This window comes from Amycolatopsis sp. NPDC051102, from assembly GCF_040682815.1.
In the GTDB taxonomy this organism is placed as follows: domain Bacteria; phylum Actinomycetota; class Actinomycetes; order Mycobacteriales; family Pseudonocardiaceae; genus Amycolatopsis.
In genome coordinates this window covers 1,258,070-1,283,264 of record NZ_JBFBBT010000001.1, presented here as the reverse complement: position 1 = coordinate 1,283,264, position 25,195 = coordinate 1,258,070, and the positions used below count along the sequence as shown (strand labels likewise).

Annotated in this window: 24 protein-coding genes; 10 read left to right on the top strand and 14 right to left on the bottom strand. The window is 73.0% G+C overall.

Annotation, left to right across the window (positions count from 1 at the left end; all coding sequences use genetic code 11):
- The first annotated feature begins 329 nt into the window (after positions 1–329).
- Both AB0M93_RS05390 and AB0M93_RS05385 read left to right on the top strand, forming a co-directional pair.
- Entirely contained in the window at positions 330–1,223 is an 894-nt protein-coding gene (locus tag AB0M93_RS05390; RefSeq protein ID WP_364268629.1) for a hypothetical protein, read from the top strand.
- A 13-nt stretch (positions 1,224–1,236) separates the two neighbouring features.
- Entirely contained in the window at positions 1,237–1,683 is a 447-nt protein-coding gene (locus tag AB0M93_RS05385) for a hypothetical protein (protein ID WP_364268627.1), read from the top strand.
- A gap of 4 nt (positions 1,684–1,687) precedes the next feature.
- On the opposite strand, the gene AB0M93_RS05380 is transcribed toward AB0M93_RS05385, so the two are convergent.
- Positions 1,688–2,518 carry a tRNA (adenine-N1)-methyltransferase gene (locus tag AB0M93_RS05380; protein WP_364243056.1) on the bottom strand — a complete coding sequence of 277 codons (831 nt, stop codon included), beginning with the start codon at positions 2,516–2,518 and terminating at the stop codon, positions 1,688–1,690.
- Between the two features lie 92 nt (positions 2,519–2,610).
- Entirely contained in the window at positions 2,611–3,762 is a 1,152-nt protein-coding gene (locus AB0M93_RS05375) for a M50 family metallopeptidase (protein ID WP_364268625.1), read from the bottom strand.
- Positions 3,763–3,918: 156 nt separating this feature from the next.
- Between AB0M93_RS05375 and AB0M93_RS05370 the strand changes: the two genes are divergently transcribed.
- From AB0M93_RS05370 to AB0M93_RS05360, 3 genes are all read left to right on the top strand, one after another.
- Positions 3,919–4,818, top strand: coding sequence for a RecB family exonuclease (locus AB0M93_RS05370; RefSeq protein ID WP_364268623.1), 900 nt, complete (start codon positions 3,919–3,921; stop codon positions 4,816–4,818).
- Positions 4,818–5,609: a thioesterase family protein gene (locus AB0M93_RS05365; protein ID WP_364268621.1), complete on the top strand. Its 792-nt coding sequence runs from the start codon at positions 4,818–4,820 to the stop codon at positions 5,607–5,609. Before AB0M93_RS05370 ends, AB0M93_RS05365 begins: the two co-directional genes overlap by 1 nt.
- A 64-nt stretch (positions 5,610–5,673) precedes the next feature.
- Entirely contained in the window at positions 5,674–6,612 is a 939-nt protein-coding gene (locus tag AB0M93_RS05360) for a ParA family protein (protein WP_364268619.1), read from the top strand.
- Positions 6,613–6,660: 48 nt separating this feature from the next.
- Here the strand turns inward: AB0M93_RS05360 and hisG are convergent, their stop codons facing one another.
- The 6 genes from hisG to metH all read right to left on the bottom strand — a co-directional run bounded on the left by hisG (position 6,661) and on the right by metH (position 14,179).
- Positions 6,661–7,506, bottom strand: coding sequence for an ATP phosphoribosyltransferase (hisG, locus tag AB0M93_RS05355; protein WP_364268617.1), 846 nt, complete (start codon positions 7,504–7,506; stop codon positions 6,661–6,663).
- Positions 7,507–7,557: 51 nt separating this feature from the next.
- Entirely contained in the window at positions 7,558–7,821 is a 264-nt protein-coding gene (locus AB0M93_RS05350) for a phosphoribosyl-ATP diphosphatase (protein ID WP_364268615.1), read from the bottom strand.
- Positions 7,822–7,923: 102 nt separating this feature from the next.
- Entirely contained in the window at positions 7,924–8,409 is a 486-nt protein-coding gene (locus AB0M93_RS05345) for a methylated-DNA--[protein]-cysteine S-methyltransferase (RefSeq protein ID WP_364268613.1), read from the bottom strand.
- A 17-nt stretch (positions 8,410–8,426) separates the two neighbouring features.
- Positions 8,427–9,890 carry an AlkA N-terminal domain-containing protein gene (locus tag AB0M93_RS05340; protein ID WP_364268611.1) on the bottom strand — a complete coding sequence of 488 codons (1,464 nt, stop codon included), beginning with the start codon at positions 9,888–9,890 and terminating at the stop codon, positions 8,427–8,429.
- A gap of 58 nt (positions 9,891–9,948) precedes the next feature.
- Complete coding sequence (locus AB0M93_RS05335; protein WP_364268609.1) at positions 9,949–10,611, bottom strand: HAD family phosphatase; 663 nt, start codon at positions 10,609–10,611, stop codon at positions 9,949–9,951.
- 13 nt (positions 10,612–10,624) lie between these two features.
- Positions 10,625–14,179, bottom strand: a complete 3,555-nt coding sequence (gene metH / locus AB0M93_RS05330) for a methionine synthase (protein ID WP_364268607.1) — start codon at positions 14,177–14,179, stop codon at positions 10,625–10,627.
- 38 nt (positions 14,180–14,217) lie between these two features.
- Here metH and AB0M93_RS05325 point away from each other — a divergent pair, with 38 nt between their 5' ends.
- The gene (locus tag AB0M93_RS05325; protein ID WP_364268605.1) at positions 14,218–15,123 is read left to right on the top strand and encodes a PAC2 family protein; all 906 of its coding nucleotides are present in this window, start codon (positions 14,218–14,220) and stop codon (positions 15,121–15,123) included.
- Between the two features lie 4 nt (positions 15,124–15,127).
- On the opposite strand, the gene AB0M93_RS05320 is transcribed toward AB0M93_RS05325, so the two are convergent.
- Entirely contained in the window at positions 15,128–16,063 is a 936-nt protein-coding gene (locus AB0M93_RS05320; RefSeq protein ID WP_364268603.1) for a phosphotriesterase, read from the bottom strand.
- Positions 16,064–16,101: 38 nt separating this feature from the next.
- On the opposite strand from AB0M93_RS05320, the gene AB0M93_RS05315 reads away from it, so the two are divergent.
- Positions 16,102–16,647: a CGNR zinc finger domain-containing protein gene (locus AB0M93_RS05315; protein WP_364268601.1), complete on the top strand. Its 546-nt coding sequence runs from the start codon at positions 16,102–16,104 to the stop codon at positions 16,645–16,647.
- Here the strand turns inward: AB0M93_RS05315 and AB0M93_RS05310 are convergent.
- Genes AB0M93_RS05310 through AB0M93_RS05300 form a run of 3 tightly spaced genes read right to left on the bottom strand, consistent with a single transcriptional unit; the run spans position 16,642 to position 19,285 of the window.
- Complete coding sequence (locus tag AB0M93_RS05310; protein ID WP_364268599.1) at positions 16,642–17,475, bottom strand: metallophosphoesterase; 834 nt, start codon at positions 17,473–17,475, stop codon at positions 16,642–16,644. The genes AB0M93_RS05315 and AB0M93_RS05310 overlap by 6 nt on opposite strands.
- The gene (locus AB0M93_RS05305) at positions 17,439–18,701 is read right to left on the bottom strand and encodes an MFS transporter (RefSeq protein ID WP_364268597.1); all 1,263 of its coding nucleotides are present in this window, start codon (positions 18,699–18,701) and stop codon (positions 17,439–17,441) included. The genes AB0M93_RS05310 and AB0M93_RS05305 overlap by 37 nt, the downstream gene beginning before the upstream one ends.
- Entirely contained in the window at positions 18,698–19,285 is a 588-nt protein-coding gene (locus AB0M93_RS05300; protein ID WP_364268595.1) for a helix-turn-helix domain-containing protein, read from the bottom strand. The genes AB0M93_RS05305 and AB0M93_RS05300 overlap by 4 nt, the downstream gene beginning before the upstream one ends.
- 146 nt (positions 19,286–19,431) lie before the next feature.
- Here AB0M93_RS05300 and AB0M93_RS05295 point away from each other — a divergent pair, with 146 nt between their 5' ends.
- Both AB0M93_RS05295 and AB0M93_RS05290 read left to right on the top strand, forming a co-directional pair.
- On the top strand, positions 19,432–19,908 hold the full coding sequence (locus tag AB0M93_RS05295) for a MarR family transcriptional regulator (protein ID WP_364268593.1): 477 nt from the start codon (positions 19,432–19,434) through the stop codon (positions 19,906–19,908).
- Between the two features lie 156 nt (positions 19,909–20,064).
- Positions 20,065–21,696 (top strand): ABC-F family ATP-binding cassette domain-containing protein, encoded by a 1,632-nt coding sequence (locus AB0M93_RS05290; protein ID WP_364268591.1) that lies wholly within the window; start codon positions 20,065–20,067, stop codon positions 21,694–21,696.
- A 55-nt stretch (positions 21,697–21,751) separates the two neighbouring features.
- On the opposite strand, the gene mshC is transcribed toward AB0M93_RS05290, so the two are convergent.
- Both mshC and AB0M93_RS05280 read right to left on the bottom strand, forming a co-directional pair.
- Entirely contained in the window at positions 21,752–22,990 is a 1,239-nt protein-coding gene (gene mshC / locus AB0M93_RS05285; RefSeq protein ID WP_364268589.1) for a cysteine--1-D-myo-inosityl 2-amino-2-deoxy-alpha-D-glucopyranoside ligase, read from the bottom strand.
- A gap of 24 nt (positions 22,991–23,014) precedes the next feature.
- The gene (locus AB0M93_RS05280; protein WP_364268587.1) at positions 23,015–23,791 is read right to left on the bottom strand and encodes a MerR family transcriptional regulator; all 777 of its coding nucleotides are present in this window, start codon (positions 23,789–23,791) and stop codon (positions 23,015–23,017) included.
- Positions 23,792–23,844: 53 nt separating this feature from the next.
- Here AB0M93_RS05280 and AB0M93_RS05275 point away from each other — a divergent pair, with 53 nt between their 5' ends.
- Positions 23,845–25,140 (top strand): amidohydrolase family protein, encoded by a 1,296-nt coding sequence (locus AB0M93_RS05275; protein WP_364268585.1) that lies wholly within the window; start codon positions 23,845–23,847, stop codon positions 25,138–25,140.
- Positions 25,141–25,195 lie beyond the last annotated feature (55 nt).

Below are 25,195 nucleotides of genomic sequence, written 5' to 3'. Positions count from 1 at the left end.
GCGATCACCGACAAGAAAAGGCCTTTCCGGATCACAAGATCGGCGCGTCGCGGTTTGCCGGCCCCCTCCAGCACGGACATTCCCGCAGCGCAAGCGGCCATTTCGGTGCCGTGGCGCCGGTGTGTCGCGGGTCCGGCCGGGCCGGGATGAAGCAAGCACGTCGGGAGTACCCCGCCCACGGGTGGCCCAACCCCGGCCGGGGATCCGGGCAATTCCGGCCAGTTCCGCCCTAACCGCGCGGCGGGACGGGCCGGTGGCTAGCATCGGGCGACGCGGTACCCGGCCCCGACGGCCGGGCGCTTTCGAGGGAACGCTAGGGGGCACCACTCATGACCTACCCGCCGCAGCAACCGGGCGGCTACGGCCAGCAGCCCGGCGGCTACGGGCAGCAGCCCGGGCCGTACGGTCATCCACAGCCCGGTGGTTACCCCCAGAGCGGACCCCAGCAGCAGCCCGGCTACGGCGGCACGCAGCAGTTCGGCCAGCCCGGCCCGTACGAAGGCGGCACCCAGCAGTTCGGCCAGCCGGGTCCGTACGACCAGTCCGGCCAGGGCGGTTACCCGCCGCAGACGGGCCCTCAGCCCCAGCACGGCCACCCCCAGTACGGCCAGCAGGACCAGTGGGGCCAGCCGCCGCAGCCGGGTTACAGCGGCTTCGACCAGTACGGCGGCGGCTTCGGCGATGCTCCCCCGCCCAAGAAGAAAAAGACCGGCCTGATCGTCGGCATCGCGGCGGCCGCCGTGGTGCTCGTCGGCGGCGGCGTGACCGCGTTCGTCCTGGCCAACGGCAAGGACGACCAGACCGCCGCCCCGCCCGCGAGCAGCAGCAGCGCCTCGCCGACGTCCGCGCCCAAGGCGTCGACGCCCAAGCCCAAGACCAGTTCGCCGGCCAGCCCGACGTCGAAGACCAGCAAGCCCGCGGGCGGCCCCGCCCCCGGCGGCAAGGCCAGCTCGCAGGAGCTCTTCGACTCGACCATCACGGCCTACAACGCCGGTGACGAGAAGGCGCTCGGCGACGTCATCTGCCGGAGCGTCTACGAGGGCACGACCGGCCAGATCCCGAAGGTGACGGTCAAGCTGACCGGCGACCCGCAGGAGACCGGCGACAAGGCCACGGTCCGCTACTCGGCCACCGACGGCAGCAAGACCAAGGTCGGCACCATGTCGGCGCAGAAGGAATCCGGGCTCTGGTGCCTGTCCAACGTCAAGGCGGACGGCTCGTGAGCACCCGTCGGCGGTGAACCGCGCGCTCACCGCCGGGCTGGTGCTGCTCGGCGTGGCCGCCGCGGGTGTCGTGCTGGGTCTGGTGCTCGTCGCGCCGTCGGGTTCGCCGCCCGCCGCGTCGAGCCCGCCGGCGCCGCCCCGCCCCTCGGCACCGGCCGCCCCGGACGCGGCCGACACGGCGGCGGTGGCCGTGCTGGCCCGCGCGATCGTCGACGCCATCACCCGGCACGACTCGGCGGCGTTCGGCAAGCTCACCTGCCGCCCGCAGAGCACCGAGGCCCTGGCGGGCCTCCAGCGGACGTGGGACGCGGCCGGCCCGGTCACGGCGAAGCTGACCGGACCGCCGGAGCTGCGCGGCGAGTCCGCGACGGCGAAGGTGCACGTCGAAGCGGCGGGCGGGACCAAGGACACGCCCTTCCCGCTGCACAAGGAGAACGGCCGCTGGTGCGTGCCCGGCTAGCGGCTCAGCCCTTGCCCTTGCTGGGCCGGCGCGACACCCGCGGGGACACCGTGCCGTCGGCCAGCCGCCGCGCGGTGAGCAGGAACGCCGTGTGCGCGACCATCCGGTGGTCCGGGCGCACCGCCAGGCCCACCACGTGCCACGGGCGCATCAGCGTCTCCCACGACTCGGGCTCGGTCCAGCACTGCTGCTCGCGCAGTGACTCCGTGACGCGCGAGAGCTGCGTCACCGTCGCGACGTAGACGGTCAGGACGCCGCCGGGCACCAGGTGGGCCGCCACGTTCGGCAGCTGGTCCCACGGCGCCAGCATGTCCAGCACGACCCGGTCGACCTCGCCCTCGTGCGAGGCCAGGTCGGCGACCGTGAGCGACCAGTTGGCCGGCTTCTCGCCGAAGAACTTGACCACGTTGCGCTCGGCGTGTTCGGCGTGGTCGTCGCGGATCTCGTAGGAGTGCACGTGCCCGGCCGGGCCGACCGCGCGCAGCAGCGAGCAGGTCAGCGCGCCGGAACCGGCGCCCGCCTCGAGCACGCGCGCGCCGGGGAAGATGTCGCCCCACATCACGATCTGCGCCGCGTCCTTCGGGTAGATCACCTGCGCGCCGCGGGGCATCGAGAGCACGTAGTCCGGCAGGAGCGGGCGCAGCGCGAGGTACGTCGACCCGCCCGCGGACGTCACCACGGAACCTTCGGGCCTGCCGATCAGGTCGTCGTGGGCGAGGGCGCCGCGGTGGGTGTGGTACTCACCGCCGTCGGCCAGCGTCAGGGTGTAGTGCCGCCCCTTCGAGTCGGTCAACTGCACCCGATCACCCGCGCGAAACGGTCCGCTGACCGACAACACTTCCTCCTGTACTGTGCCGCTCGTCACCCATCCGGCCGGTGACCCGAATGGCCGACGACAGATCTTCGCAGGCGGTCCGGGGCCCGGCCTCAGCGGGTGCGGCGGTTCATCGCCGCGCGCAGGTCGTCCCGGCGCAGCACGCCCGCCGGGCGGCCCTCGTCGTCGACGACGAGGAACTGCCACGCGGCGGTTTCGCGGACCCGCTCGATGACGTCTTCGCCCGGCTCCGACGCCAGCAGGACGGTTTCCGCCCGGATCGGCTCGGCCGCCAGTTCGGCGGGCGCGTGCGGCGACGAACCCGCCAGCCGCTCCGCCGCGCCCTCGTCGAGGAGCCCGGCGGCCACGCCGTCGGCGCGGACCAGCACGACACCCCGGCCGGCCGACGCCGCCAGCGCGTCCGACACCGGGCTCTCGGCGGGCAGCTGCAGCACCGGCCGCACCAGCTCGCCGAGGACGAGCCCCTCCGGCCAGGTGCGGCGCGCCTCGGCGGCCAGCTCCGAGCGGGCACCGAGGATCACGAACCACGCCGTCACGACGCAGACGCCCAGCCGCAGCCAGCGGTCCGGGCTCGCCGTCGCCAGGCCCCACAGCGCCCAGACGAGCAGACCGGCGGCCACGACGGCGCCGCCGGCGACCGCGGCCCGCGTGCCCTTCGCGCGGATTCCGGTGACCGCCCACACACCGGCACGGACCAGCCTGCCGCCGTCCAGCGGCAGCCCGGGGAGCAGGTTGAACACGCCGACGGCGAGGTTCGCCACCGCGCACTCGCCGATCAGGAGCCAGACCGCGCCGTCCGCGGGCACGGCGAACATCAGCAGGGCGCAGAACCCGCCGAGCAGCAGCGACACCGCGGGCCCGGCCGCGGCGACCAGGCCCTCGTCACCGGGACGCTTGGGCGTGCGGGCCACTTCGGACAGGCCGCCGAGCAGGAACAGCCGCACCCGCCGCACGGGGATCCCCAGCCGCAGCGCGACCAGGCAGTGCCCGAGTTCGTGGGCGAGCACCGACAGCCCCAGCAGCAGCGCGAACGCGCCGGCCAGCAGCCAGGAGGTCCCGGTCGAGGCGTCCGGCAGCAGCCGTCCGACCAGCGGCGTGTACAGCACGACGACGATCAGCGAGCCGACCCACCAGGAGGGGGCGAGCAGCACCGGCACGCCGGCGACCCGGAACAGCACGAGCCCACCGTCCGAAAGGACGGCCTGCCGGGTACCCCCGGTGCCCTGTTCACTGGTCGCGGCCATGCGCAGAGCCTAGAGCCCCGGGTGTGGGGAGCAGGTGATCCGGGGTCGCCGGGTGTCGCACCCGGGTGCGCGAACCGACCGTTCGGGTACGGGCCGGGAGGGGTGGCGGGCGTTGCGGTCGCCGGAACTGTCGTACCCCGGCGTTACGCTCTGCCCATGCCCGACGCCGACACCGTCACCACGGAACCCTCAACCTCCGCCGTCGCGACCGAGGTGCGGCGGCGGCCCGCGTTGTCGCCGTCACGGGCCAGCGACTTCAAGCAGTGCCCGCTGCTCTACCGGTTCCGCGCGGTCGACCGGCTGCCCGAGGTCCCGACGAAGGCCCAGCTGCGCGGCACGCTCGTCCACTCGGTGCTGGAACGGCTGTTCGCGCTGCCCGCCGCCGAGCGCGTCCCGGCGCAGGCGCGGGAGCTGCTCGGCCCGGCCTGGACGGACCTCTCCGCGGACCGTCCGGAGTGGACCGAACTGTTCGACGGCGGAAAGCCCGACGACCACGCGGACTGGCTGCGCTCGGCGGAAAAGCTGCTGGACGCCTACTTCGAGCTGGAGGACCCGCGGCGGCTCGAACCCGAGGCCTGCGAGCTGCACGTCGAGATCGAGCTCGGCTCCGGTGTGCTGCTGCGCGGCTACATCGACCGGCTCGACGTCGCGCCGACCGGCGAGATCCGGGTCGTCGACTACAAGACCGGCGCCGCCCCGCGCGAGATCGGCGAGGCCAAGGCGATGTTCCAGATGAAGTTCTACGCCGTGGTCCTGTGGCGGCTGCGCGGGATCGTGCCCCGCCAGCTGAAGCTCATGTACCTGACCGACGGCCAGTCGCTGGCCTACACCCCCGACGAAGCCGAGCTGCTGCGCTTCGAGCGCACGCTGGAAGCCATCTGGCAGGCCATCCTCAAGGCGGGCAAGACCGGCGACTTCCGGGCCAACAAGAGCAAGCTGTGCAACTGGTGCGACCACCAGGCGCACTGCCCCGAGTACGGCGGCACGCCACCGGCGTACCCCGGCTGGCCGGAGCCCGACGCGGGCGACGAGACGCCGCTGGACCGGGCCGACTGATGGCCGACGCCTTCTACGTCCCGCTCGGCGGCGGCCGGTTCTCCGCGACCGCGCACACGGCCGGCCCGTGGACCCCGGACGCCCAGCACTTCGGCCCGCCGTCGGCGTTGCTCGTCCACGCTCTCGAAAACGTCGAAACCACACACCCGGCGGAGCTCGCCCGGGTGACCGTGGAGATCCTCGGCCCGGCACCGGTCGCCGAACTCACCGTGCGGGCCCGGATCGAGCGGCCCGGCCGGTCGGTCGAACTCCTCCAAGCCGAGCTGGCGAGCGCCGATCGCGTGGTGGCGCGGGCGTCGGCGTGGCGGATCGCGACGTCGGACACGGCGGAGATCGGCACCGACGCCGGCCCGCTGCTGCCCGGGCCCGGCAGCGTCGAAGAATCCTCGTGGCCGGAAGGCTGGCAAGGCGGCTACCTCGACGCGGTGGAGTGGCGGGCGGTGCGCGGCGGCATGGACGTGCCGGGCCCGGCCGCGGTGTGGGCCCGCCAGCGCGTCCCGCTGGTCGACGGCGAGGAGCCGAGCGGCCTGCAGCGGCTGTTCGCCGTCGCCGACTCCGGCAACGGCGTGTCGAACTACCTCGACCCGCGGAAGTGGTGGTTCATCAACTCCGAGCTGACCGTGCACCTGCGGCGGGTGCCGCAGGGCGAGTGGATCGGCCTCGACGCGGTGACGCTGGTCGGCACGCACGGCATCGGCACGGCGACCAGCATCCTGCACGACGACGGCGGCCCGGTCGCCACCGGCGCGCAGGCGCTGATGGTCCGGCCGCGACAGGCCGGGGGCGGATAGCCACCCACAACGGGCCCGCATCCAATAACCTTCGCGGAACGACCGACTTGAGGAGCGCTCCGGCATGCAGATCACCTCGGTGGTCAACCAGAAAGGCGGGGTCGGCAAGACCTCACTGAGCGTCGGCACCGCGGCCGCACTGGCTGAGAAGGGCCGCCGGGTGCTCCTGGTCGACCTCGACCCGCAGGGCCACGCGACGACCGAGATGCTCGGGCTGTCCGAGGTGCCCGCGGACCAGCCGAGCCTGGCGAAGGCGCTGGCCAAGACGTGGAAGGGCCCGATCGAGGAACTCGTCGTGCCGCACCCGCGCAGCAACCTCGGCCGCGGCGGCGCGCTCGACGTCGTGCCGACGTCGCCGGGGATGTTCGACCTGATCCGGCGGCTCGACTCGTTCCGCGTCCCCGGCTGGCAGCTCGCGCGGGTTATCCAGTTCGCCAACTACGACCACTGCGTCATCGACTGCCCGCCCGCGCTGGACGTGCTGACGAACAACGCGCTGGCGGCGTCGCACGGCATCCTGGTCCCGGTCCAGCCGGACAAGACGAGCATCCGCGCGCTGCGGCTGCTGGCCGACCAGGTGCGGTACGTCGAGCAGACCGTCGGGCGGCAGCCGCTGTCGTGGTTCGGCCTGGTGCCGAGCCTGTACCGGCGGCCGATCTCGCACTACGCGGCCGCGGCGCTCCAGGAGATGTACGACTTCGGCATCCCGATGCTCTCGCACCTGCCGCTGGGCGTGGTGATGAACGAGGCGGCGGCGCACGGCGTCCCGGTGACGACGTACGCGCCGGAGACGTTGCAGGCGCTGTCGTTCCGCGAAATCGCCGGGACCCTGGACAGCTACCTGGAGCAGAACCAGGCACCCGCGGTGGTCCCGGCCGACGAGGAGTTCGTCTTCGAGGACTTCATCTCCGAGGTGGCGGTGGCCCGCAACGTCAACGACAACGGCGCCCGCAAGGGCCTCTACGACCTGCTGCCGAAGAAACCCCACCGTCCCCGCTCGTGAGCGGTGAGGCGGGTTCCAACCCGCCTCACCACTCACGACGGGCGTGCGTCAGAGGCGGCAGGAACGGATGTCCGACGCCAGGATCGCCTTCGCGCCCACTTCGGCCAGCTCGTCCATGATGAGGTTGACCTTCTTGCGCGACACCATCGCGCGCACCGCGACCCAGTCTTCGTCGGCCAGCGGGGCGACCGTCGGCGACTCCAGGCCCGGCGTGATCGCGATCGCGCGCTCCACCAGCGTCCGCGGGCAGTCGTAGTCCAGCATCATGTACTGCTGCGCGAACACCACCCCGCGCAGGCGCGCGGCCAGCTGCGACTTCGCCTTGCTGTCCTCGCTGCCCCGGCGGCGCAGCAGCACGGCTTCCGACACGCAGATCGGGTCGCCGAACGCCACCAGGTTGTGCTGCCGCAGCGAGCGCCCGGATTCGACGACGTCCGCGATCGCGTCCGCGACGCCGAGCTGGATCGAGATCTCGACCGCGCCGTCGAGCCGGATCACCTCGGCCTCGACGCCGTGGCGGGCGAGGTCGTCGCGGACCAGCCGCGGGTACGACGTCGCCAGCCGCTTGCCGTGCAGGTCCGCCGGCTTCCAGTCCCGGCCCGCCGGGGCGGCGTAGCGGAACGTCGAGCCGCCGAAGCCGAGCGCTTGGACCTCCTCGACCGGCGCGCCGGAGTCGAGCGCGAGGTCGCGGCCGGTGATGCCGAGGTCGAGCTCGCCGGAGCCGACGTAGATGGCGATGTCCTTGGGGCGCAGGAAGAAGAACTCGACCTCGTTGACCGGGTCGAGCACGGTCAGGTCGCGCTGCTCATGCCGCTTCCGGTAGCCCGCCTCGCCGAGCATCTCCGTCGCCGCGGCGGCGAGGGCTCCCTTGTTCGGCACGGCAACACGCAGCATTTCGCTCTTCTCCTCGATCACTCGCCCGGTCCAGCACCGGGCGAAACCCCGTCACAGGTAGCGGTAGACGTCCTCGGTCGACAGGCCGCGGCCGAGCATCAGCACCTGCACCCGGTACAGCAGCTGGGAGATCTCCTCGGCGAGGCGCTCGTCCGACTCGTGCTCGGCGGCGATCCACACCTCGCCGGCTTCCTCGAGCACCTTCTTGCCTTGGGCGTGCACCCCGGCGTCGAGGGCGACGACGGTGCCGGACCCGTCGGGACGGGAACGCGCGCGCTCGGCAAGCTCCGCGAACAGCTCATCGAAGGTCTTCACGGTCCGCGATCCTTCCATCCCCGGCCCGGGATCGCCGCCCCGCCCCGCCGCGGATGCCGCCCATCTCACACGGCCGTGGACGGCGCTTCCCACGGGCTGGGATCAGAACAGCGCGCCCTGCTCGAAGTCGAGCAGGTACCGCTTGCGTTCGAGGCCGCCGCCGTAGCCGGTGAGCGAGCCGGTGGAGCCGACCACCCGGTGGCACGGGACGATGATGCCGATCGGGTTCTTGCCGTTGGCCAGGCCGACCGCCCGGGACGCCGCGGGCTTGCCCAGCCGGTCGGCGAGCCGGCCGTAGGAGATCGTCGTGCCGTACGGGATCTTGCGCAGCTCGGCCCAGACGAGCTGCTGGAACGGCGTGCCGGCGAACGCCAGCGGCACTTCGAATTCCCGGCGCTGCCCGGCGAAGTACTCCTTCAGCTCGGTTTCGGCGCGGGCGAAGATGTCCGCGCCGGGGTCCGCCGAGCCGAAGGTCAGCTCGTGCGGGCGGTGGCGCTGGTCGACCATGTAGAGGCCGCAGAGCGCGTCGCCCTCGGCGACCAGGGTCAGCGGGCCGCAGGGGCTGTCGACGACGGCGTGGGAACGCATGGTTTCTCCTGTCGGGTTCACGCCGCGGGCATCCGGTTGATCGCGTGGTCACCGGTGGCCCACAGGTGCTGGGTGGCGTAGGCGCGCCAGGGGCGCCACGCGGCGGACCGGGCGACGACGGCGGCTTGGCCGCCGAGGCCGAGGGTCTCCGCTGCGTACTTGATGCCGAGGTCGGTGGGGAGGAACGCGTCGGGGTCGCCGAGCGCGCGCATCGCGATGCTCTCGACCGTCCACGGCCCGAAGCCGGGCAACGCGGTCAGCGCCGCCCGGGTCGCGTCCCAGTCGCTGCCCGCGCCGAGGTCGAGGCCGTCCGTGAGCGCCGCGACCAGCGCGAGCAGCGTGCGACGCCGGCTGCGGGGCATGGCCAGCGTCTCGGGGTCGAGGGAGGCGAGTGCCTCGGGCGAGGGGAACAGGTGGGTCAGGCCGCCTTCGGGGTCGTCGACCGGTTCGCCGTGCGCGACGACCAGCCGGGCCGCGTGGGTCCGCGCGGCCGCCGTCGAAACCTGCTGGCCCAGCACGGCCCGGACGGCGAACTCGGCGCCGTCGACCGTGCGCGGGACGCGGCGGCCGGGTGCGGCCGCGACCAGCGGCGCGAGCAGCGGGTCGGTGGCGAGCTGGTCGTCGACGGCGACCGGATCGGCGTCCAGGTCGAGCAGGCGGCGGCACCGGCTGGTCGCGGTGGGCAGGTCGCGGAGGTCGGCGAGAGCGAGCCGGCAGGCGATGTGGCCGTCCTCCGGGCGCAGCGCAACGACGCCGTGGCCGTGCGGCAGCCGCAGCGTCCGGCGGTACGCACCGTCCCGCCACTCCTCCACGCCCGGCACGCCGGTCGCCACCAGGTGCCCGAAGAGGTTGTCCGGGCACAGCGGTTTCCGGTACGGCAGCCGCAGGACGAGCGCGCCGGGCGCCGCGGTGGGCGTGCCCTTCGCGCGCTGCCGCAGCTCGGTCGGCGAGAGGGCGAACACCTCGCGCACGGTGTCGTTGAACGTCCGGATGCTGCCGAACCCCGCGGCCAGGGCCAGCTCGGTCATCGGCAGGGCGGTCGTCTCGATCAGAATCCGCGCGGTCTGCGCGCGCTGGGCCCGCGCCAGGGCCAGCGGGCCCGCGCCGAGTTCGGCGAAGACCTGGCGTTCGACCTGCCGGACGCTGTAGCCCAGGCGGGCCGCGAGCCCGCGGACGCCTTCGGTGTCGACGATGCCGTCGGCGATCAGCCGCATCGCACGCGCGACGAGGTCGGCGCGCTCGTTCCACAGCGGCGAGCCCGGGCTGGCGTCCGGGCGGCACCGCTTGCACGCCCGGAACCCGGCCTGCTGGGCGGCCGCGGCGCTCGGGTAAAAGCTCATGTTCGGCGGCTTGGGCGGGACCACGGGGCAGCTCGGCCGGCAGTAGATCTTCGTCGTCAGGACCGCCGTGTAGAACCACCCGTCGAACCGGGCGTCCTTCGCCTGCACAGCCCGCACGCACCGTTCGAAGTCTTCATGCACGGGACCCAGCATCGCCGAGTGCGACGACGAGGGCTAGCGGAAAAGCGACATGGGCGTCTCAGCCGAGCAGGGCCGCCAGCGCCGGCACGTCGATGCCCACCAGGGAGTCGCGGAACACGCGCCGCTCCCCTGCCTCGACCGGGACGTCGTTCGGGATCACCAGCACCGTGCAGCCCGCCGCGACGGCCGAAGCCGTGCCCGGCGGTGAGTCCTCCACCGCGACGCAGCGCGCCGGGTCGACGCCGAGCAGCTCGGCCGCCTTGAGGTACGGGCGCGGAAGGGGCTTGTTGAGCCCTTCGACCTCGTCGCCGCACACGGTGACGTCGAAGAAGTCCCGGCCGATCGTGTTCAGCGCCAGCTCGGTCAGCTCGCGTTCGGTGGAGGTGACCAGCGCCGAACGCAAGCCCGCGTCGCGCACCGCCGTCAGCGCTTCGCGGGCGCCGGGGCGCCACGGCAGCTCGTCGTCGAACAGGCCCGCCGTGCGACGGCGGATCTCTTCGCCGGTCGACGCGATCGCCTCGGGAGTGACCGGAAGGCCGACCACCTCGAGCAGGTACGCCGACGTGTCGTCCATGTTGGACCCGACGAGCGTCATCCGCTGTTCCTCGGAGAGCTTGCCGCCGAGGAACTCCGCCGTCTCGTAGAGGGCGACGTCCCACAGCTTCTCGGAATCGACCAGCGTGCCGTCCATGTCCCACAACACGGCGTCGATACCGTCCACAGTGGAGTCTCCCTCAGGTGTTGAAGTACTTGGCTTCCGGGTGGTGGCAGACGATCGCGTCAGTCGACTGCTCGGGGTGCAGCTGGTACTCCTCGGACAGCTTCACGCCGATCCGGCCCGGTTCGAGGAGGGCGACGATCTTCGCCCGGTCTTCGAGGTCGGGACAGGCGCCATAGCCCAGGGAGAACCTCGCTCCACGGTAGCCGAGCTTGAAGAAGTCCTCGACGTCCTCGGGGTCCTCTGAGGCGACCGCCACACCGCCGGGCAGGGTGAGCTCCTGGCGGATGCGGCAGTGCCAGTACTCGGCCAGCGCCTCGGTCAGCTGGACGCCGAGGCCGTGCACCTCGAGGTAGTCGCGGTAGGCGTCGGCCGCGAACAGCTCGTTCGCGTAGTCGGCGATGGGCTGCCCCATGGTGACGATGGTGAACGGCACGACGTCGACCTCGCCGGCCTCGCGCGGCCGGTAGAAGTCGGCCAGGCAGAGCCGCCGGTCGCGGCGCTGGCGCGGGAAGGTGAAGCGCACCCGCTCCGGCGCGCCCGGTTCCGGTTCGGTCAGCACGACCAGGTCGTCGCCCTCGGCGACGCACGGGAAGTAGCCGTAGACGACGGCCGCGTGGGCCAGGACGCCGTCGGCGGTCAGCCGGTCGAGCCAGTACCGCAGCCGCGGCCGGCCTTCGGACTCCACCAGTTCGTCGTAGGTCGGCCCGGCCCCGCCGCGGGCGCCCTTGAGCCCCCACTGCCCCATGAACGTCGCCCGCTCGTCGAGCATCGCGGCGTAGTCGGCGAGCGCGACGCCCTTGACCACCCGCGAACCCCAGAACGGCGGCGTCGGCAGCGGGACGTCGGTGGCGACGTCCGAGCGCGCGGGCGGCGGTCCTTCGAGGGCTTCCTCGCCGGCCTTGCGGGCTTTGCGCGCCTCGGCGATCCGCAGCGAGCGTTCGCGGCGTTCCTTGCGCTCCTGACGCTTCTGCTCCGCGTCGGCGTCCACCAGCGGCGATTCCCCGCGCTTGGCGGCCATGATCGCGTCCATCAGCCGCAGCCCCTCGAAGGCGTCCCGCGCGTAGCGGACCTCGCCGAGGTACAGCTCGCTGAGGTCGTTCTCCACATAGGACCGGGTCAGCGCGGCGCCGCCGAGCAGCACCGGCCAGCGCGCGGAGACGCCCCGGGAGTTCATCTCCTGGAGGTTCTCCTTCATGATCACCGTGGACTTGACCAGCAGCCCGGACATCCCGATCGCGTCGGCGCCGTGCTCGGACGCCGCGTCGAGGATGGTCGTGATCGGCTGCTTGATGCCGAGGTTGACCACGTCGTAGCCGTTGTTGGACAGGATGATGTCGACCAGGTTCTTGCCGATGTCGTGCACGTCGCCGCGCACGGTGGCCAGCACGATCCGGCCCTTGCCCGAGTCGTCGCCCTTCTCCATGTGCGGTTCCAGGTGGGCGACGGCCGCCTTCATCACCTCCGCCGACTGCAGCACGAACGGCAGCTGCATCTGCCCGGAGCCGAACAGCTCGCCGACCGTCTTCATCCCGGACAGCAGCGTGTCGTTGATGATCTCCAGGGCCGGCCGCTGCTGCAGCGCCGCGTCGAGGTCGGCGGTGAGGCCGTTGCGCTCGCCGTCGACGATCCGGCGTTCGAGGCGTTCGAACAGCGGCAGCGCGGCCAGCTCCTCGGCGCGGGACGCCTTCGACGACGCCGCGCTCACGCCCTCGAACACGGCCATCAGCTCCTGCAGCGGGTCGTAGCCCTCGCGACGGCGGTCGTAGACGAGGTCCAGGGCGATCGCGCGCTGGTCGTCCGGGATGCGGGCCATCGGGAGGATCTTCGACGCGTGCACGATCGCGGTGTCGAGCCCGGCCTGGACGCACTCGTGCAGGAACACGGAGTTGAGCACCTGCCGCGCGGCCGGGTTGAGGCCGAAGGAGATGTTCGACAGCCCGAGGGTGGTCTGGACCTCGGGGTGACGGCGTTTGATCTCGCGGATGGCCTCGATCGTTTCGATGCCGTCGCGCCGCGACTCCTCCTGGCCGGTGGCGATGGTGAAGGTGAGGGCGTCGACGATGACGTCGGAGGTCCGCAGGCCCCAGTTCCCGGTGATGTCCTCGATGAGCCGGGTCGCGATGTCGGCCTTCTTCTGCGCGGTGCGCGCCTGGCCTTCCTCGTCGATGGTCAGGGCGACGACGGCGGCGCCGTACTCGCTGACCAGCTCCATGACCTGGGTGAAGCGGGATTCCGGGCCGTCGCCGTCCTCGTAGTTGACGGAGTTGACCGCGCACCGGCCGCCGAGCCGCTGCAGCCCCGCCTCCAGCACGGCGACCTCGGTGGAGTCGAGCATGATCGGCAGCGTCGAGGCCGTGGCCAGGCGCCCGGCGAGCTCGGCCATGTCCGCGGTGCCGTCGCGGCCGACGTAGTCGACGCACAGGTCGAGCAGGTGGGCGCCGTCGCGGGTCTGCTCCCGCGCGATCTCGACGCAGTCGTCCCAGCGGCCCTCGAGCATCGCGGTGCGGAACGCCTTCGAGCCGTTGGCGTTGGTCCGCTCGCCGATCATCAGCACGCTGGCGTCCTGCTTGAACGGCACCGCCTGGTAGAGCGACGACACACCGGGCTCGGGCCGCGGCCGCCGGGGCACCGGCGCGGTGTCCGCGACGGCGGCGGCGAGCTGCCGGATGTGCTCGCCGGTCGTCCCGCAGCAGCCGCCGACCAGGCCGACGCCGAACTCGCGGACGAACCCGGTCAGCGCCTCGACCAGCGCTTCCGGGCCGAGCGGGTAGACCGCGCCGTCCGGGCCCAGCTCGGGCAGGCCGGCGTTCGGCATCACCGACAGCGGCACCCGGGCGTGCTTGGCCAGCTGCCGCAGGTGCTCGCTCATCTCGGCCGGCCCGGTCGCGCAGTTGAGCCCGATGACGTCGATGCCGAGCGGCTCCAGCGCGGCCAAGGCGGCGCCGACCTCGGTGCCGAGCAGCATCGTGCCGGTCGTTTCGACGGTGATCGAAGCGAGGATCGGCACCCGCCGACCCTCGGCGGCCATCGCCCGCTTCGCGCCGATGATCGACGCCTTCGTCTGCAGGATGTCCTGGGTGGTCTCGACGATCACCGCGTCGGCGCCGCCGGCCAGCAGGCCGCGGACCTGCTCGCGGTAGGCGTCACGCAGCGTGGCGAACGGCGCGTGACCGAGTGTGGGCAGCTTGGTGCCCGGGCCGACCGAGCCGAGCACGAACCGGGGCCGGTCCGGCGTCGCGAACTCGTCGGCCGTTTCGCGGGCCAGCCGCGCGCCGGCCTCGGCGAGCTCGAAGATCCGCCCGGTGATGTCGTACTCGGCGAAGTTGGCGAAATTGGCCCCGAAAGTGTTGGTCTCGACGGCGTCGGCGCCCGCCTCCAGGTACCCGCGGTGGACCGAGCGGACCACGTCGGGCCGGGTGACGTTGAGGATCTCGTTGCAGCCTTCGAGACCGGCGAAGTCGTCCAGGCTCAGGTCGTGGGCCTGCAGGGCGGTGCCCATCGCGCCGTCGGCCACCAGGACGCGGGATCGCAGCGCGGTCAGGAACGGGGACGACAGGCGGTCGGACATGCTGAACAGCGTAAGGCCGGTGGTCGTAGGCTGGTCCGGTGAGTGAGCCCGTCGACGAGACCCCGCGGCCGCCCGGCGACCGCCCCGAACCCAACCGGCCATTGATGGTCGTCGCCTTCGAAGGCTGGAACGACGCAGGTGACGCGGCCAGCCGGGCGGTCGAGCACCTGCAGCTGAACTGGGACGCCACGCCGCTGGCCGAGCTGGAGCCCGACGACTACTACGACTTCCAGGTCAGCCGCCCGACCGTCCGGATGGTGGACGGCGTCACTCGCCGGGTGGACTGGCCGACCACGACGCTGTCGGTGTGCCGCCCGGACGGGTTCGACCGGGACGTCGTCCTCGTGCAGGGCCCCGAGCCGAACATGCGCTGGCGCGCCTTCTGCGCCGAGCTGCTGGACCACATCAAGCAGCTCGACGTCGCGACGGTGGTGACGCTGGGGGCGCTGCTCGCGGACACCGCGCACACCCGGCCCGTCCCGGTCACCGGAACGGCGTACGACAAGGACACCGCGTCGCTCTACGGGCTCGACCTGAACAACTACCAGGGCCCGACCGGCATCGTCGGGATCCTGCAGGACTACTGCGTCCAGGCGGGCATCCCGGCCGTGTCGATCTGGGCCGCGGTGCCGCACTACGTGTCGCACCCGCCGTCCCCGAAGGCCACGCTGGCGCTGCTGCACAAGCTGGAGGACATCCTCGACGTCGAGATCCCGCTGGGTGCGCTGCCGGAGCAGTCCGAGGAGTGGCAGCGCACGGTCACCGAGATGGCCGACGAGGACGAGGAGATCAGCGAGTACGTCCGCAGCCTCGAAGAGCGCGGGGACGCCCAGAGCGAGGTCGCGGAGCAGGACGTCAGCGGCGACAAGATCGCCGCTGAGTTCGAGCGCTACCTGCGCCGACGCGGCCGCGGGGGCGGGCAGGAAGGCTTCGGCCTGCGCTGAGGCACTACTTCAGCCAGCTGGTGGCGAACGCCCGCGCGGGGTTCGCCACCAGCATGGCCGTGACGACGTCGCCGCCGAGCAGTTTCGTCAGCCGCGGCGCCAGCGTCGTGAGCAGGTAGGACGCGCCCGGCTGGAACCGGGCCGCGGCGGTCGTGGTGTCGCCGCCCAGCAGCAGCTGCCCGCCGTGCCCGGCCTCGACGAGCGCTTCGAGGCCGTCGAAGAGACGCCAGTCGGTGGCGTGGTTGGCCCGCGACGGGCCGTCGAAGCCGAGGAACACGCCGGTCTCGGCGATCTCCCGCTGCAGCCGCGGGTCCGGGTTGCGGTTGACGTGCCCGAGGATCACCTTTTCCGGTGAAACATCGAGCTTGCCGCAGAGCAGGTCGACCGTCTCCAGGGCCGCCGTGCCGAGTTCGAGGTGCACGGCGATCGGGGCGCCGGTCTCCTGGTGGGCGACCGCGGCGGCGGTCATCGTCAGCCGGGCGTGCGAATCGATCGTGTGGAAGGCGCCGGCCACCTTGACCAGCCCGGCGCGCGGGCCCGTCCGCGGCTCGTCGGGCAGGTCGGCGGGCTGGGTGCCCTCGGTCAGGTCGGCGACGAACTCCTGGACCAGGCCGTCGACGACGCGGTCCAGGATCACCGGCGCGTAGTGCTCAGCGCGGTGCAGCCCGGTGGCCGCGACCACGTGCACCCCGACCTCCTTCGAGATCCAGGCCAGTTCGCGGGTCCGCCGGGTCAGTCCGTACGGCGTCCACTGGACGAGCGCCGCGCCGCCCCGCGTCCTGAACTCGAGGAGCGCGTGGGCGGCGGCGGTCGGGTCGTCCAGCTCCTGGCCAGGCAGCAGCTTCGAGGCGAAGAACAGGTGGTCGTGCGAGTCCGTCACGCCGAGCTCGGCCGGATCGATGTCCCCCAGCACCGTGCGGACCTTGGGTTCCCCAGTCACGCGGCCGAGTGTAACGCCTCAACCGTTACGATGGCGAGGTGTCCGAAGACTTCCGCCTCGACATGGGCGCACCCTGGCTGAACCTCCTGGCCACCCGCGGCCGCCACTTCGGGCCGCAGCCGGTCGAACGGATCCCGACGACCGAGCGGCTGCGCGACTGGCTGGCCCGGGTCGAGCTGACCCCGCTCACCCCCGTCACGCACGACGACCTGCGCACAGCCCACCGGCTCCGCGAGGTCCTGCGCGAACTCGCCCTGGGTGCGGTCGACGGAATTCCGCCGAAAGCCGACCAGGTGAGCCCGCTGACGGCCTTCCTCGGGACCGAACCGGTGCACCTGGCCGCGCTCGACCGGCTGCACCGGAGCGCCCCGCCGACCGCGGCCGCCGCCTTCGCCCGGCTGGCGCACCAGGCCGCGGACTGGCTCACCGGTCCCCTGCGGCACGACCTGCGAGCCTGCCCCGAGCAGGACTGCCGGGGTGTCTTCGCCGATCCGGGTGGACGGCGTCGCTGGTGCCCGTCCCCGGCCTGCGCCAGCCGCGGCCGGGTGCGCGCGCTCAGGGAACGGCGTCGCGCGGGATCATGACGGCCAGAGGAGCCGGCGCATCGGCACCGCGCCCCGCGCCCGCTTCCGCCATTCGCGCGGGTAGCCCAGCGAGACCTCCTCGAACCGGACGCCGTCGGCCTCGGTGCTGCGCGGGATGTGCAGGTGGCCGTAGACCGCGATCTCCGCGCGGTAGCGGACGTGCCAGTCCTCGGTCTTCGTCGTGCCGCACCACAGCGCGAACTCCGGCCAGTACAGCGGGGCCGTCGGGTGCCGGTGCAGCGGCCAGTGCGACATCAGGATGGTGCCGTGGTCCGCCGGGATCGCGTCGAGGCGTTCGGTGCTGAGCTTCAGCCGGTCCTCGCACCACGCCTGGCGGCTCGGGTACGGGTCCGGGTACAGGAAGTACTCGTCCGTGCAGACCACCCCGGCCTCGCGGGCCTGCCGCAGGGCCTCCTCCAGGGACTTGCCCTCGGCGTCCGGCGTCCGCCAGCTGTAGTCGTAGAGCAGGAACAGCGGCGCGATCGTCAGCGGCCGCGAACCGTGCCGCCAGACCGGGAACTCGTCCTCGGGGGTGAGCACGTCGATCTCGCGGCACTGCTCCACGAGGTATTCGTACCGGGCCTGGCCCCGCAGCTGGCACTCGTCGTTCTTCGTCGTCCACAGCTCGTGGTTGCCCGGCACCCAGACGACCTTCGCGAACCGGCTGCGCAGGGTCTTCAGCGTCCCGATGGTCGCTTCGGCCAGCTCGGCGACGTCGCCGGCGACGAGCAGCCAGTCTTCGGGGGTTTCCGGGACGACCGAGTCGAGGATCGGGCCGTTGCCCTCGTGGGTCACGTGGAGGTCGCTGGTGGCGAAGAGGTGCGGCACCCCTCCACCGTAACCACCGCGGGCGAGGAAGCTACGCGAAACCTGCGTTTCCGGGCCAGCATCAGCACGCCGGCGAGGACGTAGCTGCCGGCCTGGACGTTCCGCAGCACCGCCGGCCCGGTCGTCGCCACCAGCGTGCCCGCCAGCAGCGCACCGGCGGTCGAGCAGCTGGCCACCACGGCGAACGTCGTGCTCAGCACCCGCCCGGCGCGCTCGGGCGCGACCACGCTCTGGATCTCCGACAGCACCCCCGCACCGACGACCACGCCCGGCGCCCCGGCCACGACGAACAACCCGACGTACACCCCCAACGCCGTCGTGACCGGCGAAAGGTTCCAGATCACGGCGGACAGCAGGCCCAGCGCGAGGGCACCCCAGCCCAGCAGGGCGGCCGGCGCGACCCGCCGCGCCACGGTGGCCAGGGCGAACCCGGCGGCCAGCCCGCCGAGCGCCTGCACGCCCCGCAGCAGGCCCGCGTCGGCTTCGCTGCCGCCGAGCACGTCCAGGACGTAGACCACGAACAGCACCAGGAACATGCCCTGCGCCAGCGACGTGCACACCAACGCGACGCCGGTGCGCCGCAAGCGCCGGTTACCTGTCAGCTCACACAGGCCGTCGAGCCAGGCCCGCACCACCGGTTCCCGCGCGGCCGCGAGCGCCGGGGCGGCCGTCCGGCGGAACGGCTTGGCCAGCAGGCCCGCGGCGACCGCGAGGACGGCCAGGTAGCCGGTGACGACGTCGGCGAGGCCGCCGAAGCCCAGCAGCGCCCCGCCGGCCCAGCCGCCGGCCAGCCGGGCGACGCTGCCGTTCACGCTCATCAGGCCGTTCGCCGCGGTCACATCCGCGACGCCGACGAGCTCCGGCACGAGCGCGTTGCGCGCGGGTTCGAACACCGACGCCAGCGCCGCCTGGGCGGCCATCACCGCGTACACCACGGTGACGCCGGGCTCGGCCAGCAGCGGGAGGGCCACGGCGGCCAGGCCGCAGCAGACGCCGAACAGCACCGCGCGCCGGTTCCACCGGTCGGCGACGACGCCGGCCACCGGGCTGAGCAGCACGGCAGGCAGCAGGCCGAGCACGATGCTCAGTGCCGTCGTCGCGGCGGAGCCGGTGCGCTGGAAGACGAAGATCGGCAGCGCCACCTGCAGCATCCACTCGGCCGTCTCGCCGAAGAACGCGGCCACCCACAGCCGCGCGAACGCCGGCACCCCCAGCAGCTGCTTCATTCCTCCGCCTTCCCCGAGTGTTCGATGCGTGGGAAGGCCCGCAAGCCGACGTGCACCGAGCTCGCGCCGGCCGGGGCGTCGGTCCGGATGGCACCGATGTACGGCCGGACCAGCGCGTCGATCGCTTCGGTCAGCCGCGTCAGCTCCGCGGGGGTGACGCGCAGGGCGTACGTCGACAGCCCGGCCGCCGCGCGCCAGGCGGGATCGAGGTCGTCGAGGGAGTCCAGGTACCGCTGGGTCAGCTCCTGCTCGTGGGTCAGCTGCGCGCCCACCACGCCCAGCTGGGCGGCCCGGTGGGCCGGGTCGTCAGCCAGCTCGCCCATCTCGAGGCCGACCTGCCGGGCTCGCCACGGACGTTCGCGGCCGTCCTCGCCTTCGGCCCGCTCGACCAGGCCGTACTGCGCCAGCTGCCGCAGGTGCCAGCTGCAGTTGGACGCCGTCGAGCCGACGGCCTCGGCGCACTCGCTCGCGGTGCGCGGGCCGACGGCGGTCAGGTGGTTCAGCAGCGCCGACCGCAGCGGGTGGGCCAGCGCGCGCAGCAGCTCGACGTCTTCGATCCGCTTGCGCGGCGGCAGCCCGGCCATCGGTCGTCCAATCTGAAAGAACTATTTCGAAAGTACTCTTTCATAGTTGGTCCCGCCTGCGGGTTTGTCAACCGGCTTCGCTATCGTTCGCGGGGCAGTGACTGCACCGAGCAGTGACTGCGCCAGCACCCGACCTTGGATGGACGTTGCCCGACCAGCGCGAACTCGCCACCGCCGCCGCCCTGGCCCTCCCCCGTTTCGTGGGCTCGACCGCGCTCTTCCACGCCGCGGTCGCCGAGCGGATGGCCGTCACCCCGACCGAGCTGCACTGCCTGCACCTGCTTCACGGCGGCGTCAGCGACTCCCCGACCGAGCTCGCGCGGCTGCTCGGGATGAGCACGGGCGCGTTCACCCGGCTGCTCGACCGGATGGAACGCCACCGCCTCGCCGAGCGCGCCCCCGATCCCGCCGACCGGCGCCGGCTCGTGGTCCGGCCGCTGCCCGACCGGATGGCCGAGCTCGCCGAGCTGTACGCGCCGATGGCCCGGTTCGTCGGCGAGCGCCTCGCCCGCTTCGACCGCCGTCAGCTGACCGCGCTGCTCGAGTTCCTGACCGACGGCACCGCCGCGGCGGAACGGTCGACGGCCGACCTGCCGGATGTGACCCAGGCCATAACCGATTGACTAACTCTACTGGTGTTGCGTTAGCCTGGTTCCACTATGAGGAACTGAACTGCGCCCGTCCCGCCTGAGGCGGCACCCGGTCGAGCCGACGCTCCCGCGTGCCACGACGCCCGGCCGGGATTTCCGCTTTCTTCCCCCAGGGCCCGGTGATCACCCATGTCCCCCCTTTTTCCGTTGCAGGCCAAGGACGTCGTCTTCGGCTACGGCACCCGCGTCGTCCTCGACGGCGTCTCGCTGACCGCGTCGGCCGGGCAGCGGCTCGGCCTGGTCGGCGAGAACGGCACCGGCAAGTCCACCCTGCTGCGCCTGCTGGCCGGGCTCGAAGAGCCGCGCTCCGGCGAGGTGCTGCGCGGCCCGGACGTCGGGTTCCTGCTGCAGGAACTGCCGCATCCCATGGACGCCATCTTCGCCGACGTCCTCGACGACGCCCTCGCCGAGATCCGCGCCGCCACGGCCCGGCTCGACGAGCTGACCACGGCGATGGCCGCCCGGCCCGACGACCCGGCGGTGCTCGACGAGTACGGCCGCGTGCTGGAGTGGGCCCAGGTCCACGACCTGTGGGACGCCGACCGCCGCGCGAAGCTCGTCTGCGACGGGCTCGGCCTCGGCGGCATCGAACCGGACCGGCGGCTCGGCACGCTGTCGGGCGGGCAGCGGTCGCGGCTCGGCCTGGCCGCGCTGCTGGTCCGGCAGCCGGAGACGCTCCTGCTCGACGAGCCGACCAACCACCTCGACGACACCGCGATGGAGTTCCTGGAACGCCACCTCACCGAGCTGACCGGGATCGTGGTGCTGTCCTCGCACGACCGCGTGTTCCTCGACGCCGTCTGCACCGACATCGTCGACCTCGACCCGGCCGCGGCCGACCGCCAGGCCGGCGGCGCGGTCCGCTACGGCGGCAGCTACACCGATTACCTCGGCCACAAGAAGGCCGAGCGGGCACGGTGGGAGCAGCGCTACGCCGAGGAGCAGGAGGAACTGAAGGAGCTGCGGGAAACCGTCGCCGTCACCGCGCGGAACGTCGCCTACGGCCGCGGCCCGCGCGACAACGACAAGTTCATCCACGCCTTCAAGGGCGCCCGCGTCCAGAAGACGATCTCGCGGCGGGTGCGCGACGCCGAGCAGCGGCTGGAGCACCTCGAACGCGACCAGGTGCGCAAACCCCCGGCGCCGCTGCGGTTCCGGGCCGAGCTCACCGGCCGCGTCACGGGTGACGGCCCGGCGATCTCGGTGCGTTCGCTCGAGGTGCCGGGACGGCTGTCGCTCCCGCGGCTCGACGTCGGCGGTTCGGCCCGGCTGCTCGTCACCGGCGGGAACGGCGCCGGGAAGTCGACGCTGTTGTCGGTGCTGGCCGGGCGGCTCACGCCGGCGGCCGGGACGGTCCACTTCGGACACGGCGTGCGGGTCGGGCTGCTGGAGCAGGACGTCGCGTTCGCCGGACCGGAACGGACCGCGGCCCGGGTCTACCGGGACGCGCTCGGCGAGGACGCTCCCCCGCTGAGCCGGCTGGGCCTGCTGGCGTCGCGCGACCTCCGGCAGCCGGTCGGAGCGCTCTCGGTCGGTCAGCGGCGGCGGCTGGCGCTGGCGATCCTGCTCGCCGACCCGCCGGACGTGCTCCTGCTCGACGAGCCGACGAACCACATTTCGCTGACCCTGGCGGAAGAACTGTTCGCGGCCCTGGAGCCGGCGCCGGGCGCGGTCGTCATCGCGTCCCACGACCGCTGGCTGCGCCGGGACTGGTCAGGCGACCACCTGGAACTGACCGCAGGCCACCCGGTCGCCGTATAGGTCGTTATACACCCGGAAGGGGGGCACTTTCACGTGAAAGTGCCCCCTTACGGGGTCAGAGCTCGATGCCGAGGAGGGCGTCGACGGCGTCGCGGATCGCGCCCGGGGCCGTCGGGTCGGTGCCGTCGCGGCGCAGGGCCTCGTTCGCCCACGCGTCGACCGCCGCCAGGGCCTTCGGCGTGTCGAGGTCGTCGGACAGGTGGTCGCGCAGCCGCGTGACCGTGTCCTCCGCCGCCGGCCCGGTGGACAGGGAGACGGCCTCGCGCCAGCGCGCCAAGCGGGCTTCGGCGTCCGTCAGCAGCCCGGCCGTCCAGGCGCGGTCCTCGCGGTAGTGGCCGGCGAACAGCGCGAGCCGGATCGCGCCCGGGTCGACCCGGTCGGCGCGCAGCCGCGAGACGAACACCAGGTTCCCACGGGACTTCGACATCTTCTCGCCGTCGAGGCCGATCATCCCGGCGTGCACGTAGTGGCGGGCGAACGGGCCGTCCTTGGCGACGGCTTCGGCGTGCGCCGCGCTGTACTCGTGGTGCGGGAAGATGAGGTCCGAACCACCGCCCTGGAGGTCGAAGCCGAGGCCCAGCCGGTTGACCGCGATCGCGCTGCACTCGATGTGCCAGCCCGGGCGGCCGGCGCCGAGCTCGGACTCCCACGACGGTTCGCCCTCGCGGGCCACCCGCCACAGCAGCGCGTCCAGCGGGTGGCGTTTGCCGGCGCGGTCGGGGTCGCCGCCGCGCTCGGCGAAGTACTTCGCCATGGTCTCGGCGTCGTAGTTCGACTCGTAGCCGAACTTGCCGGTCGCCGTGTGGTCGAAGTAGACGTCCGGGAACTCCGGGTCGTCCGCGCGGTACGCGGCGCCGTTGGCCAGCAGCTTCGCGATGACCTCGACGATCTCCGGGATGCTCTCCACCGCGCCGACGAACTGCTTCGGCGGCAGTACGCGCAGCGCCGTCATGTCCTCGCGGAACAACGCCGTCTCGCGCATGCCCAGCACGACCCAGTCGTCCTGGTCGCGCGCAGCGCGCTCCAGCAGCGGCTCGTCGATGTCGGTGACGTTCTGCACGTAGTGGACGTCGTGCCCGTTGTCCCGCCAGATGCGGTTCACCAGGTCGAAGGCGAGGTACGTCGCGGCGTGCCCCAGATGCGTCGCGTCGTAGGGCGTGATGCCGCAGACGTACATCCGGGCGGTGGCGCCGGGCGCGGTCGGGCGGATCTGCCCGGTGGCCGTGTCGTGGAGCCGCAGCGGGCGGGGGGTGCCGGGGATGCGGGGCACGTCGACCGATGACCAAGTCTGCATACCCCGACTGTAAGGGCTGCCGGGTCAGGCCTTCCCGAGCGGTGGGACGAGCCTCACCCGGGCGTACGCCTCGATGGCCCGCGCCAGCCAGCCCGGCAGCTCCGGGTCGGCCTGCGCGGCCAGCTCCCGCTGCCGGGGATCGGTGACGTAGAGCCCGCCCATGGCGGTGTAGGCCGGGGCCGTCGGCTGCCAGAAGTGGCTCACCGACCGGTAGTGCTCCGCGACGGCGTCGAGCGCGGCGGGATCCTCCGGTGCGGCGCCGGAACGCATGACGGCGGCCAGCCGCCGGAACAGCGCCGCGCTCTGGGCGGCGGCGTGCCGGTAGTCCGCGGCGGTGAGCCCCTCCTGGGCGGCCTGGGCGACGTCGAAGGCTTCCGCGGCGCCCTCGCCGAACGTCTCGCGGTAGGTCTGCCGCATGGCGGCGCCGTCCTTGCGCAGGCCGGCGAAGAACCGGTCCGGGTCGTCGATCCGGGCGTCGCCGAGATCGGCGATCGTCTCCCCGACGGTGGCGATCACCCGGTCGAGCCGGCGCCGCTCCTCCTCGAGCTGGGCCAGGTGCCCGCGCAGCGCGGCCGCCTCGTCGACCTGCTCGCCCAGCACGGCCCCGATTTCGGCGAGGCCGAGGCCGAGCCGGCGCAGCAGCAGGATGCGCTGCAGGCGCAGCAGCTCGAACCGGCCGTACCAGCGGTAACCGTTCGCCGCCACGGACGCCGGCGTCAGCAGGCCGATCGCGTCGTAGTGGCGGAGCATCCGCGCCGACACGCCGGACGCCTTCGCGACCTGGCTGATCGAGTACTGCATCCGTTCACCTTGGAATTGACCTTCACACGATGTCAACTTCTACCGTCGTCGCTGTGACCACCACCATCACCGGCGCCCGCGTCTTCGACGGCGAGCGCCTCTCCGACCACACCGCCGTCCGGCTCACGGACGGGTGCATCGACGCGGTCGGCGACGACACGCTGCGCCGCCCCGGCGACGAGCACGTGGACGCCCGCGGCGGCACCCTGCTGCCCGGCCTGATCGACGCCCACGTGCACCTGCTGCCCGGGGCGCCCCGGCAGGCGCTGACGTTCGGCGTCACGACCGTGCTCGACATGTTCAGCAAACCGGACACCGTCCGGGAGGCCCTGACCCGCGCCGCCGGGCCGGACTGCGCCGACGTGCGCTCGTCCAGCGTCGGAGCGACGGCGCCGGGCGGGCACCCGAGCATGATGTACGCGCCCTTCCCGTACGTGACGGGCCCGCAGGACGCCGAGCGGTTCGTCGCCGGCCGCGTCGCCGAGGGCGCGGCGCACCTCAAGGTGCTCTACGACGACGGCATCGGCGGCCCGATGCCGATGCCATCGCTCGACGTGCCGACGATCGCCGCACTGGCCGAGGCGGCGCACCGGGCGGGTCTCGTCGTCGCGGCGCACGTGTCGACCGCGCGCGCCGCCGTGGACCTGCTGCCCACCGGGGTGGACGTGCTCGCGCACGTGCCCTTCGACGCCCTGTCCCCGCCACAGGCCGACGCGATCGCCGCGGCGGGCGTGGCGGTGATCTCGACGCTGTCGGTGGCCGACGGCTTCCCCGGCGGCTCTCTGCTCGACGAGCCCGCCCTGGTGCCCCGGCTGGGTCCGGCGTGGCGCACGGTTCTGGAACGGCAGGCGCAGCGCTGGCTGCCGCCGCAGCTGCCGGACTTCGCGGTCGCGCGGGCCAACGCCCGGCTGCTGCACGACGCCGGCGTGCCGCTGCTCGCCGGGACGGACGCCCCCAACCCGGGAACCGTGCACGGCGCGACCCTGCATCGCGAGCTGGGACACCTCGTGGCCGCAGGGCTTGCGCCGGCGGCCGCGCTGACCGCGGCGACGGCCCGTCCCGCGGACGCGTTCGGGCTGGCCGACCGCGGCCGGATCCGCTCCGGGTTGCGCGCCGACCTCGTCCTGGTCGACGGCCGCCCGGACGAGGACATCGCGGCGACGCAGCGGCTCACCGCGGTGTGGAAGCAGGGGGTCCGCGCGGACCCGGCGGGTTACGTCGGTTCGGCCGACGAGGAAGCCGGGCTGGCTGCCTTGCGGGCCCAGACGGAGAAGGTGATCGCCGCCGTCCGCGACCATCTGGGAGCACCCGCCACCGTGGTGGGGGGTGGGGTGGGTGGGTGGGTTTGAATTGTCACACCACAACACGCCACAGGCGTCGACCCAATAAGCTGTGGGCGGCGGG

Excerpts from the sequence above, each read along its gene's own strand:
- AB0M93_RS05390 (WP_364268629.1), top strand. The coding sequence starts at position 330 with ATGACCTACCCGCCGCAGCAACCGGGCGGCTACGGCCAGCAGCCCGGC.
- AB0M93_RS05375 (WP_364268625.1), bottom strand. The coding sequence starts at position 3,762 with ATGGCCGCGACCAGTGAACAGGGCACCGGGGGTACCCGGCAGGCCGTC.
- AB0M93_RS05370 (WP_364268623.1), top strand. The coding sequence starts at position 3,919 with ATGCCCGACGCCGACACCGTCACCACGGAACCCTCAACCTCCGCCGTC.
- AB0M93_RS05365 (WP_364268621.1), top strand. The coding sequence starts at position 4,818 with ATGGCCGACGCCTTCTACGTCCCGCTCGGCGGCGGCCGGTTCTCCGCG.
- AB0M93_RS05360 (WP_364268619.1), top strand. The coding sequence starts at position 5,674 with ATGCAGATCACCTCGGTGGTCAACCAGAAAGGCGGGGTCGGCAAGACC.
- hisG (WP_364268617.1), bottom strand. The coding sequence starts at position 7,506 with ATGCTGCGTGTTGCCGTGCCGAACAAGGGAGCCCTCGCCGCCGCGGCG.
- AB0M93_RS05345 (WP_364268613.1), bottom strand. The coding sequence starts at position 8,409 with ATGCGTTCCCACGCCGTCGTCGACAGCCCCTGCGGCCCGCTGACCCTG.
- metH (WP_364268607.1), bottom strand. The coding sequence starts at position 14,179 with ATGTCCGACCGCCTGTCGTCCCCGTTCCTGACCGCGCTGCGATCCCGC.
- AB0M93_RS05305 (WP_364268597.1), bottom strand. The coding sequence starts at position 18,701 with ATGAAGCAGCTGCTGGGGGTGCCGGCGTTCGCGCGGCTGTGGGTGGCC.
- AB0M93_RS05300 (WP_364268595.1), bottom strand. The coding sequence starts at position 19,285 with ATGGCCGGGCTGCCGCCGCGCAAGCGGATCGAAGACGTCGAGCTGCTG.
- AB0M93_RS05290 (WP_364268591.1), top strand. The coding sequence starts at position 20,065 with ATGTCCCCCCTTTTTCCGTTGCAGGCCAAGGACGTCGTCTTCGGCTAC.
- mshC (WP_364268589.1), bottom strand. The coding sequence starts at position 22,990 with ATGCAGACTTGGTCATCGGTCGACGTGCCCCGCATCCCCGGCACCCCC.
- AB0M93_RS05280 (WP_364268587.1), bottom strand. The coding sequence starts at position 23,791 with ATGCAGTACTCGATCAGCCAGGTCGCGAAGGCGTCCGGCGTGTCGGCG.